This window comes from Amycolatopsis heterodermiae (assembly GCF_034929455.1).
Classification (GTDB): Bacteria; Actinomycetota; Actinomycetes; order Mycobacteriales; family Pseudonocardiaceae; genus Amycolatopsis; species Amycolatopsis heterodermiae.
Genome location: NZ_JAYFSI010000011.1, coordinates 54,672 through 69,318 on the forward strand (window position 1 = coordinate 54,672; position 14,647 = coordinate 69,318).

Consider the following 14,647-nt stretch of genomic DNA (forward strand, 5'->3'; position numbering starts at 1 on the left):
AACGAGAGAGGGCCCCCTGCCGCCAACCCGGCAGGGGGCCCGTCCCGCACCGCGCGCTCAGCTCACGTGGACGTAGTCCACGACGAGCTGCTGCGGGAACTGGGTGCTGCCGTCGGGGTCGCCGGGCCAGTAGCCGCCGACCGCCAGGTTGAGGATGAGGAAGAACTCGTGGTTGAACGCCCACTGGTTGCCGCCGACGTCGGCCGGCGTGCGGGTCTGGTAGGCGTTGCCGTCGACGGACCAGACGATCCGGTCCGTCGACCAGTCGACCGCGTAGGTGTGGAAGTCGTCGGAGAAGTTCGGCCCGCTGTAGGGGGCGCCGATGCCGGCGGACCCGGAGTAGCCGGGGCCGTGGATGGTGCCGTGCACCGTGTTCGGCTCGAAACCGACGTTCTCCATGATGTCGATCTCGCCGCAGTTGGGCCAGCCGGCGCTGCCGATGTCGGTGCCGAGCATCCAGAACGCGGGCCACATGCCCTGCCCGCGCGGCAGCTTCATCCGGGCCTCGATGTGGCCGGACGACGCGGAGAACTTGCCGGAGGTGTTGAGCCGCGCCGAGGTGTACTCGCAGGGCCCGTACCAGCAGTTGTTCCCGCTGTTCTCCTTCTTCGCGGTGATCACGAGGTGGCCCTGGCCGTCGAGCGCCGCGTTGGCGGTGCCGTCGGTGTACCACTGCCGTTCGTGGTTGTTGACGTTGTCCCCGGTCTCGTGGCCCCACTTCGACCCGTCGACGCCGGCACCGGCCGGGCCGTCGAAGTCGTCACTGAAGCTCGCGAGCAGGTTCGTGGGGACGGCCGAAGCGGCCTGGCTCTGCGGTGCGGCCAGCAGTGCGCCGGTCACGAGCAGCGCCGCGGGCGCCACCAGCAGGCGGGCGGTCCGCCGCCATCGGGCGGAGTTCTCGGTCGACATCGTCGTCGCCCCTTCTCATTCCGCGGGCGACGGCTGGCGGCTCACCGGCACCCTATTTGTTGTGGATGGCAACAAAGTATCCACGGGTACCTGGCGAAGAACAAGGCTAACCGGTCGGACATTTTCCGACCATGACCCGATGGTCCGGACCATCGGGTACTTTCGGGCAACCGGCGCGCGTCAGCGCCGAATTTCAGCGCAGGATGCAGTCCAGTCCGAGCCCGACGCCGGTGGCCACGTACTCGCAGATGTGCGACGCGTGGGCGACGTCGGTCTCGGTGCAGCCCAGCGGGACGCCGAGCAGGTCGACCGAGCAGTAGGCGTAGAACTGGTTCGGGCTGCCCGGAACGGGGTCCGCCGAAGCCGGGGCGGCCGTGGCGAGGGCCGCGGAAACGGTGAGCGCGGCCGCGGCCGCGAGGGCGGCGATACGGGTCCTCATGGTGCTCTCCTCCCGGAAATCCCCTGTGCGCCAGGGGTTTGTGCGGTGAGGATGCCCCGCGCGACACTGGTTCAGCTCCAAGTCACCGGAAAGTGTCACCGGACCGGACCGCGGACCGAACAGAACATGAACACCAGATGCTCGTTTACGTCCGAACGTAGGTAGTTACGAGCAGCTTCGATCATCTAGGCTGACGATCGCCCTGCCGTGGTCCCCCAGGAGGCTCTCGTGACGCCCGACCGCTCCGGACTCACCCGCCGCAGTTTCCTCGGCGGGGTCGCCGCCGCCGGCGCCCTCGGCGCCCTGCCGCCCGGGATGGCCGAGGCGCTGGCCGAACCGCGCGCGAGCGGCAGCCTCGCCGACGTCCAGCACGTCGTGGTCCTGATGCAGGAGAACCGCTCGTTCGACCACTACTACGGCACGATGAAGGGCGTCCGCGGCTTCGGCGACCGGTCGGCGATCGTGCAGCCGAACGGCCAGGACGTCTTCCACCAGCCGGATTCCGGCCGCAGCGACGGCAAGTACCTGCTGCCGTTCCGCGTCGACACGTCCAAGGTGGACGGTCAGGACCTCGGCGACCTCGGCCACGGCTGGGCCGACCAGCACCAGGCCGTCGCCGGCGGCGCGAACAACGCGTGGGTCCCCGCCAAGGGCGAGATGACCATGGGCTACTTCGGCCAGGGCGACATCCCGTTCCACCGGGCGCTCGCCGACGCGTTCACCCTGTGCGACCACTACCACTGCTCGGTGCAGGGCCCGACCACTCCCAACCGGCTCTACCTGTTCACCGGCACCATCGACGCCGACGGCAAGGCCGGCGGCCCGGCGAACTACAACCCGGCCGACTACAAGCCGGTGTTCAGCTGGACGACCTACCCGGAACGCCTGCAGCAGCACGGGGTTTCGTGGAAGGTGTACGCCAGCAAGGAGGTCGGCGACGCGGGCGGCTCGTTCGTCGGCGACTACGGCGACAACCCGCTCTGGCTGTTCAAGGCCTACCACCAGGACTACGCGAGCGACCTTTCGAAGCGCGCCAGCGTCTTCAAGACCTGGGGCCCGGACTCGGGTAAGGGCAAGGACGTCAACCACGTCCTGAGCGAGTTCACCGCCGACTGCGCGAGCGGGTCGCTCCCCCGCGTGTCGTGGATCGTCGCGCCCTACGGTTACTGCGAGCACCCCGAAGCGCGTCCGGTCGACGGCGCCGCGTACACCCAGACCGTGCTGAACGCCCTGTGGGCCAACCCGAAGCTCTGGGAGTCCACCGTGGTCCTCATCAACTACGACGAGAACGACGGGTTCTTCGACCACGTCGCGCCGCCGATCGCGCCGTCCGGCACCGCGGGTGAGTACATCGGCGGCAAGCCGATCGGGCTCGGCGCCCGGGTGCCGATGACGGTGATCTCGCCGTGGAGCCGCGGTGGCTGGGTCAGCTCCGAGGTCACCGACCACACGTCGGTGATCCGGTTCCTCGAGCGCTGGACCGGCGTCGCCGAGCCGAACATCAGCGCGTGGCGCCGCGCTCTCTGCGGCGACCTGATGAGCTGCTTCGACTTCGGCACCTCCGACGTCCGGATCCCGCTCCTGCCGGACACCGCGGCGCTGCGCAAGCAGGCCGACGACACCCAGCGCAAGCTGCCGAAGCCCGCGCCACCGGCGACCGGGAAACAGCAGGTCCCGGTGCAGGAGGCCGGCACCCGCCCGGCCCGCGCGCTGCCTTACCAGCCGCTGGTGACGACGTCGCTGAGCGCCGACCACCAGATCCTGACCACGACGTTCGCCAACCAGGGCACCGCGGCCGTCCAGCTGATGGCGTACCGCAACGACGGCCAGACCGACGGGCCGTGGCCCTACGACCTCGCCGCCGGTGCGCAGGTCAGCGACACGTGGCGGATCCAGCTCTACGGCGGCGGCAAGTACGGCGTCGCGGTGCACGGGCCGAACCGCTTCCGCTGGGTGTTCGCCGGGGACGCGAACAGCGCGGGTGCCGGGGTCGACGTCACCGCGGGCTACACCGCCGACCACAAGCTGCGGCTGACCCTGCGCAACGGCGGCACGACGGCCGTCAAGGTCACGGTGACCGCGAACCAGTACCGCACCGACGGGCCCTGGACGTACGCGCTGGCCGCGGGCCAGACCGTGACCGACGACTGGAACGCCGTCGCCTACGGCTCGGGCTGGTACGACCTGTCCGCGACGCTCGACGCCGACCCGAAGTTCCTGCGCCGGTTCAGCGGGCACATCGAGACGGGCTCGCCGAGTATCACGGGCTGATCTTTCACATACGTGACGGGCGTTCAGTTTGTTGACGCACGTCACATCCGTGACCTATAAAGGGCGAGTCCGGGTGTCCGCCGCAACACCTCCGCTGTAACTCCTCTCCCGGAGGTCACGGGTGTTCCGACGCAGTCCGCTCCGCCGTGCCGCTTTCCTGGGCGGTGCCACCGTTTCGGCCGCCGCCGTCGCCGTCGCGCTGATCGGCGGCGGCCCCGCGCAGGCCGCGGCGGCGAACCTGTCCGCCACGTTCGCGCAGACCTCGGTCTGGAACGGGGGTTACGGCGCCGGCTACACGATCGCGAACCGTGGCGACGCGGCCTCGACCGGCTGGACGGTCGAGTTCGACCTGCCCGCCGGGACGTCGGTGAGCAGCTCGTGGAGCTCCGTGAAGACCCAGGCCGGGCAGCACTACAAGTTCACCAACGCCGGGTTCAACGGCACGATCAAGCCGGGGGCCACCGCGGACTTCGGGTTCAACGTCAGCGGCGCCGGACTGCCCTCGGGCTGCACCGTCAACGGCGCGGCGTGCGCGGGCGGCGGTCCCGTCACGACGACCCCGACGACGACCACCACCACGACTCCCCCGCCGACCACCACCACGACGCCTCCGCCCAGCGGCGACACGGTGACCGTCTCGACGGCCGCCCAGCTGCAGGCGGCGCTGGCGAACGCGACGCCGGGCCAGGCGATCAAGCTCGCGGCGGGCACCTACCGCGGCTCGTTCGTCACCACCAAGGCCGGGACGGCGGCGAAGCCGATCACGCTGTCGGGGCCGTCGAACGCGATCCTGATCAACGACGGCCCGTCCGGCGACGCGCCGGACTGCCCGGTGCCGACGGCGGGCTGGGACTCCGGCTACGGCCTGTGGCTGTCGGGGGCGCCGTACTGGAACCTGACCGGCTTCACCGTGCAGGAGTCCAAGAAGGGCATCGTGGTCGACAACTCGCCGCACACCGTCGTCGACGGGGTGAACGTCAACCACGTCGACGAGGAGGCGGTGCACTTCCGGCGTTCGTCGGCCGACAGCGTCCTGAAGAACTCGACGATCACCTACACGGGCCTGGTGCAGCCGGGCTACGGCGAGGGCGTCTACCTCGGCTCGGCGAACTCGAACTGGGCCTGCCACGGCAACTCCGGCGGCGTCGACCGCGGCGACCGGATCCAGGTGCTGGACAACCACATCGGCCCGTTCATCGCGGCCGAGCCGATCGACGTCAAGGAAGGCACGTTCAACGGGGTCATCCGCGGCAACACCTTCGACGGCCGCGGCATCTCCGGCGAGAACTCGGCCGACTCCTGGATCGACGTCAAGGGCATCGGCTACACGATCGAGGACAACACGGGCACGTTCGCCCCGCCGGGGGTGTTCGCGAACGGCTACGAGAACCACAACACGAGCACGTCGCCGTCGTTCGCCAACGGCTGCGGCAACGTCTGGCGCAACAACAGGTCCGACCTGGGCGGCGTGGGCGCCTACGCGATCAAGATCAGCTCGGTGTCCAAGTGCGCGGCCGACCCGAACGTGGTGTACGCGTCGAACACGGTCACGAACGCGACGTCCGGGCTGACGAACATCACCGTCACCCCCTAGGGGCACTGGTCAGAGGTGCATGGCCAGCCAGAGCGCTATCCAGGCGGCGGCCGCGAAGGCCGCGCCCATCACCGCTCCGAAGAGCACCCGCCGTAGGGCCACTGGTGTCCTGGTCTGCTCCATGCAGATGATCATGAACCACGCGGCCGGATCGCGACAGGCGGCGCGCTCGACCGGGCGACCCCCGCGCGGGGTACCCCGGCGACGTACGTCACTCCGCGGGGCGGAACACCACGCCGCCCGGGGCGTTGTACGGTGTGTCGGTACGGCGGTGCCCCCGGGCCTCACCCCTTGCCTTCACGGAATACCGGTCACGCTGGAGCCGTGTTGTGCCACTCGCCGCGAGGCGGACCCCGTACCGGCCCCAAATCTCTCGTCCTCACCCGGGGTTCCCCCGTGCTTCCGGGTGGGGACGGGACTCACGGCACGATCGAGTCCACATAACCGCCGTCGACGCGGACGGCCGCGCCGGTGGTCGCCGAGGCGAACGTCGAACTCAGGTACACCACCAGGTTCGCGATCTCTTCCGGCTCGATCAGCCGCTGCAGCAACGACTGCGGCCGGTGCTTCTTCATGAATTCGCGCTGCGCCTCGTCCCACGGCAGGTCCTTGTCGACCAGCTCGTAGACGAAGTCCTCGACGCCACCGGTGTGCGTCGGGCCGGCGATCACGGAGTTGACGGTGACGCCGGTGCCCGCCGCGTGCTTGGCGAACCCGCGGGAGACGCCGAGCAGCGCCGTCTTCGACACTCCATAGTGGATCATCTCGGCGGGGATCACGATCGCGGAGTCGCTGGCGATGTACTGGATCCGGCCCCAGCCGCGCTCCGTCATGCCCGGCAGGTAGGCGCGGGTGAGGCGTACCGCGGCGAGGACGTTGACCTCGAAGTAGCGCCGCCAGTCCGCGTCGGTGATGTCGAGGGGCTCCTGGGCGCCGAAGATGCCGAGGTTGTTGACGAGGACGTCGGCGTCGGGCACGGCCTCGACGACCTTCGCCGCGCCGGCCTCGTCGGAGACGTCCCCCGCGGCGGCGACCAGGTCGGCGTCCGGCATCTCCCGCTTGAGCCGCACGATGGCGCCCTGCACGCTGTCGGCGGTCCGGCCGTTGATCGCCACGCGCGCGCCCGCGGCGGCGAGTCCCTTCGCGATCGCCGACCCGATGCCCTGGGTGGACCCGGTGACCAGCGCCGTCTTCCCACTGAGGTCGACCCGCATTCGTGAAAGCCCTTTCTCGCGCCGACGTCCGTCCGGCCGATTGAAGCACAGCTCAGGACCACCCACCGGCTGGACGACGGCGGCCGAAAAGTGGTTGCCCCGGGTTCCGGTGGGCGGCACCATCGGCGCCATGACCACGCACCGCACCGCGCTCCTGCCGACCGTCGCCGCGATCTCCGCGCCGGTCCAGCAGCAGCCGTGCCGTCCGCGGAGGTCCGACGCCGTCGCGTCGTGACCGGCGCGCTGGTCGCCGGCCTGCTGGCCGGGTACGGCATCGCGATCCCCGTCGGCGCCGTGGCGACCTACCTCGTCGCCCTCACCGCGCGGACGTCCCTCAGGACCGGCCTCGCCGCCTCGCTCGGCGTCGCCACCGCCGACGGCGTGTACGCGCTGGTGGCGGTACTCGGCGGTGCCGCGATCGCCGGGCTGATCACGCCGATCGCCGGGCCGCTGCGGCTGGTTTCCGCGGCGATCCTGATCGGGCTGGCCGTCCGCGGCGCGGTGCAAGCCCTCCAGAAAACGACGACCAGACCGGTGACCGAGATCAGCGCCGGGCGCGCGTACCTCAGCCTGCTCGGGATCACCCTGGTCAACCCGACCACGGTCGTCTACTTCACGGCCCTGGTGGTCGGTGACCGGGCGGGCACCGCCGTCGCCATCACCGACCAGGCCGTGTTCGTGCTGGCCGCGTTCGCCGCGTCGGCGAGCTGGCAGGCGCTGCTCGCCGGGGGCGGGGCGTTGCTCGGGCGGGTGCTGACCGGACCGCGCGGGCGGCTCGTGACGGCCCTCGTCTCGAGTGCGGTGATCACCGCACTCGCCGTCCGGCTTGTGGCGCAAACCGTTGCCCTGTAACGGTTTGCCCGGTTCGTACGGTCCTCATGAGACGCACGCAGGGAGAAGGTCCGGTGCCGTTTTCCCGGCTACCCTTCGACCAGACCGGGGGAATTGGAGGCCGTCATGACCATGCCCATGTCTGCGATGTCGGGCTGGGACACCGCGGGCGCGACGCTGCTCGTGCTCTGGGCGCTCGCCATGTGGGCGGCCGTCGGTGTCCTCGCCTACGCCAACCGCGGGCCGGTGCGCCCCTGGGTGTACCGCGGTTCGGTGCTGCTCATCGGCGTCGGCGTGCTCGGGCAGCTCGGGCACGTCCAAGAGCACGTCGCCCAGGTCGGCTACTGGCTCGGCCACCCGAACTCGCCCGCCTGGATGACGCCGTGGGGCACCAGCCTCGCCAACGGGCTGCAGATGGTGCTGCCGAACCGGCCGACGTTCGGCATGGAACTGCTGCACCTGACCGGGAACTTCATCTTCCTCGCCGGCCTGGTCGGCGTCATGGTGATCACCCGCCGCGCCACGCAGACGCGGGCCCGCCGCTGGGGGAAGATGGGCGTCTGGATGCAGGGCATCCACGGCCTCGAGCACCTCGTGCTGACACTGTCGGTCGCGTTCGGCTCGCGCGCCATCGGCCTGTCCACGTTCTTCGGCCTCATCGACCCGGGCCCGGGCCTCACCACCTACCGCGTCTGGTGGCACTTCATCGCCAACGTGATCGGCACGATCATCTTCGGTCTCGCCGTCTACCACCTGTGGAAGGAGCGCCGGGCGGTCCGCGCCACGTACTTCGTCCGCCCGGCGCCCGTGCTCACCGAGCAGGCGGCGTGACGCAGGTCAGCGTCGGCTGCGCCCAGTCCGCGTGGTCGTTGCCGTTGCCGTCGCCGCCGTCGTTCACCAGCAGGTCCAGCACCTGCGCGCCGGTGACGTCGACGTCGATCGGGACCGCCGCCTGCCCGCCGCGCAGCACCGGTGTCGTCACCCGGGTCGTGCCGTCAACTGAAACGCTGAAGCTGACGCTGCCCGCGGTGCCGACTTCGCCGTCGACGCCGACCGAGGCCGTCAAGCGGGTGCAGGCGCCGGCCAGGTAGAGCTGGACGTCGCCCGGCGCGTGGACGCCCAGGCCCTTCGCGTACGACGTCCCGGCGATCGTCATCGGCTTGCCGTCACCCGCGTTCGCCTCGCCGTTGCTCGTGTCGCGCTCGACCGGGCCCCAGCCGTTGGCCGCGGTCAGGAACGGCAGGTCGCTGACGGCGTCCTGCCCGGCGGGCGGCGCGGCCGGGACGGCGCCGACGATCCGCTCGTCCGTCACCGTCCCGGGCCGTCCGGCCTGCCGGTAGCCGACCCGCACCGAGAGCGCCGCGGTGTCTACTGTGGACGGCGCGGTCACCGGCCAGGAGAACGTCGCCGAGGCGCCGCCGTTGATTCGCGCGACGGAAGGCGGTGACGCCGCGCCGACGGTCCACCCGGCCGGGGCCGTCAGGACCGGCCGGACGTCCGTCGCCGGCGGCGCGCCCGCCGGGACCCGGACGGTGGCCGTCGCCGTGAACGACTGGCCCGCTGTGGCGGTGTCCGGCGTCGACAGCGAGACCGCCGCCGTCGGAGCCGGGGGCATCGTGTACCGGCCGTCGTAACCCGGCGACGCGTTCTGCCGCACGACCAAGGGCGAGCGGTGCGAACCGTAGTTCGTCCAGGTCACCGAGCCGAGACCGCCGGTGCTGCCGTCCAGGTTCCAGACGGCGACGGCGATCGTGTTGTGGCCGTTGGGGTTCAGGATGCCGTTGGGGATCGGGAAGCTGTGCTGCGGCCCGAGGTAGTTGACGTACTGGCCGAGCTGCCACCCGTTGACGAACAGCAGCGCCCGGTACTGCCGACCCGGGTCGTCGGTGATCGTGAGACCCAGCGACGTGTCCTGGCCGCGCGGCAGGTCGAGGTCCGCGTTGGTGCGGTACCAGGAGACACCCGGTGTGCTGTCCTTCACGGGCAGCGTGGCCGGTTTCCAGGCCGCGTCGGGGAAGCCGGGCAGCGACCAGCCCGCGCGCTCGCCGTAGAGGCCGCCGGTGTTGAGCGGGCCGCGCACGGGGTCGAGGCCCTGCTCGCCGCCGCGGACGCCCTGCAGCCGCCAAGTCACCGACGTCAGCGGGGACCCGGTCAGCCGCGCCGACGTCAGGCCGCGCGCGGCCTTGCTGCCGTTGGCCGCGCCGTAGTCCTCCTCGTGCCCCATGTTCACGGTGAGGACGGAGATCTCGTTGTCCCCCGGTTTCACCGCACCGGCCGGGAACGTGAAGGTGTGCTGCTGGGTGGTCGAACTGCCCAGGAAGACGCCGTTGAGCCACGCAGAGAATGCGCCTGCCGGTCCGCCGCTCTGGCTGTTCAACGTGATGCCGGTCTGCTTCCCGTCGCCGGTGAAGCGGCCGCGGTACCAGGTGTTGCCGGTGTGGAAGCCGTAGTCGTCGGCGAACAGCACCGGTTTGGTGCCGACGGCGGTGCTGCTGTTGCTGGTGGTCTTGTCGGCCACCGGCCACGCCGAGTCGTCGAAGCCCGGCGCGCTCTCCGGCGACTCCTGCTGGTGCTTCCAGCCGGTCAGGGCGGGCAGGGTCACCGGCTTCGCCGTCGGCAGGGTGCCCGTGCGGCTGCCGCTGGACGTCGGCCGCGTCGCGACCGGCTGCCCGTTCCAGGTGACGTTCCCGCCGCCGAACACCTCGAACGCGCCGTCCGCGCCCGTGTCGCCGGTCAGGTCGAGGCTGCCGGGACGGGCCGTCGCCGTGCGCAGCAGGTCGGTACCGCGGACGAGCACCGGCCCGGCCGCGGTGTCCTGACGCCAGAACGTCCCGGCCATCGCCTTGTCCGCGAGCAGCAGGAGCAGCGGCCGCTTGCCCGGGGCGGTGACGAGCACCCGGGCCACGCCGTCGTGGGTGTAGTTCAGCCGCAGGTCGCCGCGGGCCGCGTCCCAGGTGCTGGTGGCGGCGCCGTCGAGGACCTGGACCTTCGGCTGCTGCGCGAACCGCAGGACCGTCTCCCCCGGGCCGCCGTGGTCGCCGTAGAGCACCGCGAGGTCGCGGCCGCCGATCGTCGCGGACGTCATGATCTCCGACGTCGAGTACTGCAGCCGCGTCTGCCCGAGGTCGTAGCCGGCGACGACGATCTTGGACTGGCGCCCGTCGAGCGTCACGCCGGTGCCGGGCTGCTGCGGCACGACCGGGTAGAAGTCGGTGCTCGCCGAGAGCAGGTCGACGGCGTCCACCACGACGAACGGCCCGGTCGCCTGCGCGTTCTTCTGGCCGGTGACGACGATCTTGAGCGTGTGCGGACCGGCGGGCAGGCCGCGCGTCTCGTAGCCGGTGACCTGGTTCTGCTTGCTCGTCGCGTAGAGGTCGACGGTGCTGACCTTGGCGTCGTCGAGGTAGACGTCGGCGACACCGTGGCTCGGGTCCTTCGAGGTGACCCAGCGAATCCCGGTACCGGTGAACGGGATGCTCACGCTGTCGCCGGTGACCTCGGAGAACGACTCCGTGTGCTGGTAGTCGCCACCGGTGTAGTCGACCTCGGGCCCGGCGTGGGTCCAAGTGCCGGTGTAGCCCACCTCGGCCGCGCGGTCGTCGTAGGTGTAGCCGGCGTGCGCCGCGAGGTCGAGGGACAGGCTGGTGGTGTTCTTCGCGTTCGACGTCGAGTCGGTGTGGCGCAGGGTGTGGAACTGGGTGCGGGTGTCCGGGTTGATCCGCGCGGTGTCGGTCAGCGCCGGGTCGGTCAGCGGCGCGGCGGCCAGGCCCTCGGTCTTGGTCAGCGGCGCGACGGACTGGGTGAAGTAGCCGATCAGCTTGTCTTCGCTGTACTTCGGGTCGAACTGCCGGGCTTCGGTGATCGCCGCGCCGTAGTCGTAGGACGTGTAGTTCTGCGGGATCGCGCTCCAGCCCCACGACGTGCCGCCGTGCAGCATGTAGAAGCTCTGGCCGGTGGCGCCGACCGCGATGTTCTGCTTGTAGAAGACGTTCGCGAACTTGTCGTTGATCAGCTGGGCACACTTCGCGTACCCGGGGCCGCCCCACGGGTCGAACGCGCCGCCCTGGAACTCCGCGGTGATCAGCGGTTTCCCGGGGACGTGGTCGTAGCTGATGTCCGGGACGCCGTTCCACTTCTCCGGGTTCGAGCAGTCGAAGCCCTGCGGGTAGGAGTCGGCGGCGTCGACGTCGAGGGCGGCCTCACCGGCGTTGAAGGTGCCGTTGTTGTTGCCTACCAACGGAACCGTGATGCCGTCGGCGTGGGCCTTGTCCTCGAGGTGCTTCATGTAGGCGCGGCCGTCGGCGTCACCGTTGTAGTACTCGTTCTCGACCTGGTAGGCGAGCACACTGCCGGTGCCGTTGGTCAGCTGGTGGCGCGCGATGATGCGGTCGATCTGCGTCTGCCACTCGTCGGAGTACTTCAGGTAGACGGGGTCGGCGCTGCGGGTGTGGCCGGGCGTGGTGGACAGCCAGGTCGGGAAGCCGCCGCCGTCGACCTCGGCGTTGATGTACGGGCCGGGCCGCGCGATCACGTAGAGGCCGGCCTGCTGGGCCATGTCGAGCAGCTTGTCGAGGTCGCGGACGCCGGTGAAGTCGTAGACGCCCTGACGCGGCGAGTGGTAACCCCAGTCGAAGTAGAGCGAGGTCGCGTTGAAGCCGGCGGCCTTCATCTTCTGGAAGATGTCGAGCCACAGGTCGGGGCTGGGCAGCCGGTAGGAGTGGAACTCGCCGGACCACAGGTAGGTGCGGTTCCCGTCGACGAGGAACGAGTAGCCGTCGTAGGTGACGGTGTGACTCGCTCTGCCGGGCGGCGGTGGCGCGGCGGACGCGGCCTGCGGGACCACGACCCCGGCGAGCGCGAAGACGACCGAAAGCAGGGCGGCGAACAGCGTCCGGGCGGCGGTGCGCATGGCGAGGTCCTCCTGGATCGACGGTGAACCAGAATGTCCGGATTCACGCAGAATCGAACACGAACGCTAGGGAACCTCAACAGAAGCCGTCAAGATACGACACCAGGATGGATCAAGCCGTACGTCGGGGTCAGCGCGGGCCCGGTGCTCTCGCGGACGATCAGCTCGGCCGGCCGACGTCTTACCCGCGGCAGTCCTGCCGGACCCGTCGACGAGCCTCGGACGCGTGACACCAGGTCGCTCGAGGTGACGCGGAGGCCTCGGTGTTCGTCGCCATGAACAGCGGTAAGCCGCCGGGGTCAGCGCGGGCCGGTGCTCTCGCGGACGATCAGCTCGGCGGGTACCAGGTGCCGGGCGCCGACGTCGCCGCCGGCCATGCGGGCCTCCAGGAGCCCGAACGTGCGGCGGCCCACCTCGATGAAGTCCTGGCGGACCGTCGTCAGGGGCGGGGAGAAGTACGCCGCCTCGGGGACGTCGTCGAAGCCGGCGACGTGGACGTCGCCCGGGACCCGCAGGCCGGCCTCGGTGAACGCCCTCAGCAGACCCAGCGCCATCTGGTCGTTGGCCGAGAAGACGGCCCCCAGGCCGCGCACGGCGGCGAGCGTCCGGCCGGCGTCGTAGCCCGACCGGGGGCTCCAGTCGCCGCGGATGACGTCGGGAACCTGCAGGCCGTGGCGTTCGAGGGTCTCGCGCCAGCCGCGCTCGCGGTCGCGCGCCTCCAGCCAGTCCTCCGGCCCGGCGACGTGCCAGACGGTCTTGTGCCCCAGCGCCAGCAGGTGCTCGGTCGCGCGGCGGGCGCCGTCGTACTGGTCGACGGAGATGACCGGGACCGGGGCCCCTTCGCCGCCACCGACCGCGACGACCGCGATGTCCGCGGGCGCCGCCGCGAGGGCGCGTCCCGCCGTGACGTGCGGGGCGATCACGATGATGCCCTCCACGGCCTGGCGCCGCAGGCTCTCCACCGCGTCGCCGATCGACGACCGCCCGGGCCGGCCGACGCTGCAGATCGCGACGCCGTAGCCGGCCTCGCGGGCGGCGTTCTCGATGCCGTAGAGGGTGCTCGCCGGCCCGTAGAGGTTCGACTCCAGCGCGACGACGCCGAGCGTGCCCGACCGGCCCGTGACCAGCGTCCGCGCCGCCGAGTTCGGCCGGTAACCCAGCTTCTGCACGGCCGCCTGCACGCGGGCGCGGGTCTCCGGGTGCACCGGCCCGCTCTCGTTGACCACCCGCGAGACGGTCATGTGCGAGACGCCGGCCAGGCCCGCGACGTCGGCCAGGCTCGGCTGGCGCTCCCCCGGCCGTGTCCGCTCCGCCACCTGGCCCCCCTCCGCTCGTCCCCCGCCGGGTTCACGATAACCAGTCCCGGGAACCGTCCGGGGCCCGCGTTCGTTGCCAGTACCTACGGCACCGTAAGTTACGGTCGCGTAGGTGACGGACGGAAGGAACCCCGCCATGCCGGTCCCCGAAAGCACGCGCCTGATGTACGAGCTGGAGGGCACGGTCGAGGAGAACCTCAACCGGCACCTCACGGCCGCCCAGGAGTGGATGCCGCACGAGTACGTCCCCTGGAGCCAGGGCCGCGACTTCGCCGACCTGGGCGGCGAGGCCTGGGACCCGGAGCAGTCCCGTGTGACGCCGATCGCCCGGACGGCCCTCGAGGTCAACCTCCTCACCGAGGACAACCTGCCCAGCTACCACCGTGAGATCGAGCGCGCCTTCGGCCGCGACGGCGCCTGGGGCACCTGGGTGCACCGCTGGACCGCCGAAGAGGGCCGCCACGGCATCGCCATCCGCGACTACCTGCTCGTGACGCGGGCGGTCGACCCGGTCGAGCTCGAGCGGATGCGCATGGAGACCATGCAGGCCGGGTACGAGACCGGCGACAAGCCGCTGCTGCACGTCTGCGCGTACGTCTCGTTCCAGGAGCTGGCCACGCGGCTCTCGCACCGCAACACCGGCCGGTACACGCAGGATCCCCTGGCCGAGAAGCTCCTCGCCCGGGTGTCCACGGACGAGAACCTGCACATGGTCTTCTACCGCAACCTGGTCAAGGCCGCGCTGGAGATCTCGCCCGACGCCATGATGCGCGCCATCACCGACGAGGTCCTCGACTTCGCGATGCCCGGCGCGGTCATCCCCAGCTTCGTCCGCAAGGCGGCCCTGATCGCCAAGGCGGGCATCTACGACCTGCGCATCCACCACGACGACGTCGTGATGCCGCTGCTGCGCTACTGGAAGGTCTTCGAGCTGACCGGCCTCGGCGAGGCCGGCGAGACCGCGCGGCAGGAGCTGGCGGACTTCCTCAAGACGCTCAACGCCCAGGCGTCCCGCTTCGAGGAGCGCCGTGACGCCGCCGCCGCGCGGGCCGCGGCCCGGGGCGTGCCGGCGGTCTGACGCCAAGGGCAGCATCCAAGCGGGCGCGGGTGACCCCCCGCGCCCGCTTTGCTTTCTGCCCGCATCGACACCAGAAGTGACCAATG

9 protein-coding genes and 1 pseudogene are annotated in these 14,647 nt (G+C 70.9%); 5 read left to right on the forward strand and 5 right to left on the reverse strand.

Annotation, left to right across the window (positions count from 1 at the left end):
* Window positions 1-60: 60 nt before the first annotated feature.
* A pseudogene (locus VA596_RS36080) lies at window positions 61-909 on the reverse strand (glycoside hydrolase family 16 protein); the annotation flags it as partial.
* A gap of 193 nt (window positions 910-1,102) precedes the next feature.
* Window positions 1,103-1,348: a hypothetical protein gene (locus VA596_RS36085; RefSeq protein WP_323333196.1), complete on the reverse strand. Its 246-nt coding sequence runs from the start codon at window positions 1,346-1,348 to the stop codon at window positions 1,103-1,105.
* 228 nt (window positions 1,349-1,576) lie between these two features.
* Between VA596_RS36085 and VA596_RS36090 the strand changes: the two genes are divergently transcribed.
* Together VA596_RS36090 and VA596_RS36095 are read left to right on the forward strand one after the other, a co-directional pair.
* The gene (locus tag VA596_RS36090; RefSeq protein WP_323333198.1) at window positions 1,577-3,619 is read left to right on the forward strand and encodes a phosphocholine-specific phospholipase C; all 2,043 of its coding nucleotides are present in this window, start codon (window positions 1,577-1,579) and stop codon (window positions 3,617-3,619) included.
* Window positions 3,620-3,740: 121 nt separating this feature from the next.
* The gene (locus VA596_RS36095; protein WP_323333199.1) at window positions 3,741-5,213 is read left to right on the forward strand and encodes a cellulose binding domain-containing protein; all 1,473 of its coding nucleotides are present in this window, start codon (window positions 3,741-3,743) and stop codon (window positions 5,211-5,213) included.
* A 419-nt stretch (window positions 5,214-5,632) separates the two neighbouring features.
* Here the strand turns inward: VA596_RS36095 and VA596_RS36100 are convergent, their stop codons facing one another.
* The gene (locus tag VA596_RS36100; protein WP_323333201.1) at window positions 5,633-6,427 is read right to left on the reverse strand and encodes an SDR family NAD(P)-dependent oxidoreductase; all 795 of its coding nucleotides are present in this window, start codon (window positions 6,425-6,427) and stop codon (window positions 5,633-5,635) included.
* A 231-nt stretch (window positions 6,428-6,658) separates the two neighbouring features.
* Between VA596_RS36100 and VA596_RS36105 the strand changes: the two genes are divergently transcribed.
* Both VA596_RS36105 and VA596_RS36110 read left to right on the forward strand, forming a co-directional pair.
* Window positions 6,659-7,279, forward strand: a complete 621-nt coding sequence (locus tag VA596_RS36105) for a LysE family transporter (protein WP_323333203.1) — start codon at window positions 6,659-6,661, stop codon at window positions 7,277-7,279.
* Window positions 7,280-7,384: 105 nt separating this feature from the next.
* Window positions 7,385-8,089 carry a DUF6008 family protein gene (locus VA596_RS36110; protein WP_323333205.1) on the forward strand — a complete coding sequence of 235 codons (705 nt, stop codon included), beginning with the start codon at window positions 7,385-7,387 and terminating at the stop codon, window positions 8,087-8,089.
* Here the strand turns inward: VA596_RS36110 and VA596_RS36115 are convergent.
* Window positions 8,070-12,167: a beta-galactosidase gene (locus VA596_RS36115; RefSeq protein ID WP_323333206.1), complete on the reverse strand. Its 4,098-nt coding sequence runs from the start codon at window positions 12,165-12,167 to the stop codon at window positions 8,070-8,072. The two genes, VA596_RS36110 and VA596_RS36115, sit on opposite strands and share 20 nt — an antisense overlap.
* A 299-nt stretch (window positions 12,168-12,466) precedes the next feature.
* A complete protein-coding gene (locus VA596_RS36120) occupies window positions 12,467-13,483 on the reverse strand; it encodes a LacI family DNA-binding transcriptional regulator (protein ID WP_323333207.1) in 1,017 nt (338 codons plus the stop codon).
* Between the two features lie 136 nt (window positions 13,484-13,619).
* On the opposite strand from VA596_RS36120, the gene VA596_RS36125 reads away from it, so the two are divergent.
* Window positions 13,620-14,561, forward strand: a complete 942-nt coding sequence (locus VA596_RS36125; protein WP_323333693.1) for an acyl-ACP desaturase — start codon at window positions 13,620-13,622, stop codon at window positions 14,559-14,561.
* Window positions 14,562-14,647 lie beyond the last annotated feature (86 nt).

Excerpts from the sequence above, each read along its gene's own strand:
- VA596_RS36110 (WP_323333205.1), top strand. The coding sequence starts at position 7,385 with ATGACCATGCCCATGTCTGCGATGTCGGGCTGGGACACCGCGGGCGCG.
- VA596_RS36115 (WP_323333206.1), bottom strand. The coding sequence starts at position 12,167 with ATGCGCACCGCCGCCCGGACGCTGTTCGCCGCCCTGCTTTCGGTCGTC.
- VA596_RS36085 (WP_323333196.1), bottom strand. The coding sequence starts at position 1,348 with ATGAGGACCCGTATCGCCGCCCTCGCGGCCGCGGCCGCGCTCACCGTT.
- VA596_RS36100 (WP_323333201.1), bottom strand. The coding sequence starts at position 6,427 with ATGCGGGTCGACCTCAGTGGGAAGACGGCGCTGGTCACCGGGTCCACC.
- VA596_RS36125 (WP_323333693.1), top strand. The coding sequence starts at position 13,620 with ATGCCGGTCCCCGAAAGCACGCGCCTGATGTACGAGCTGGAGGGCACG.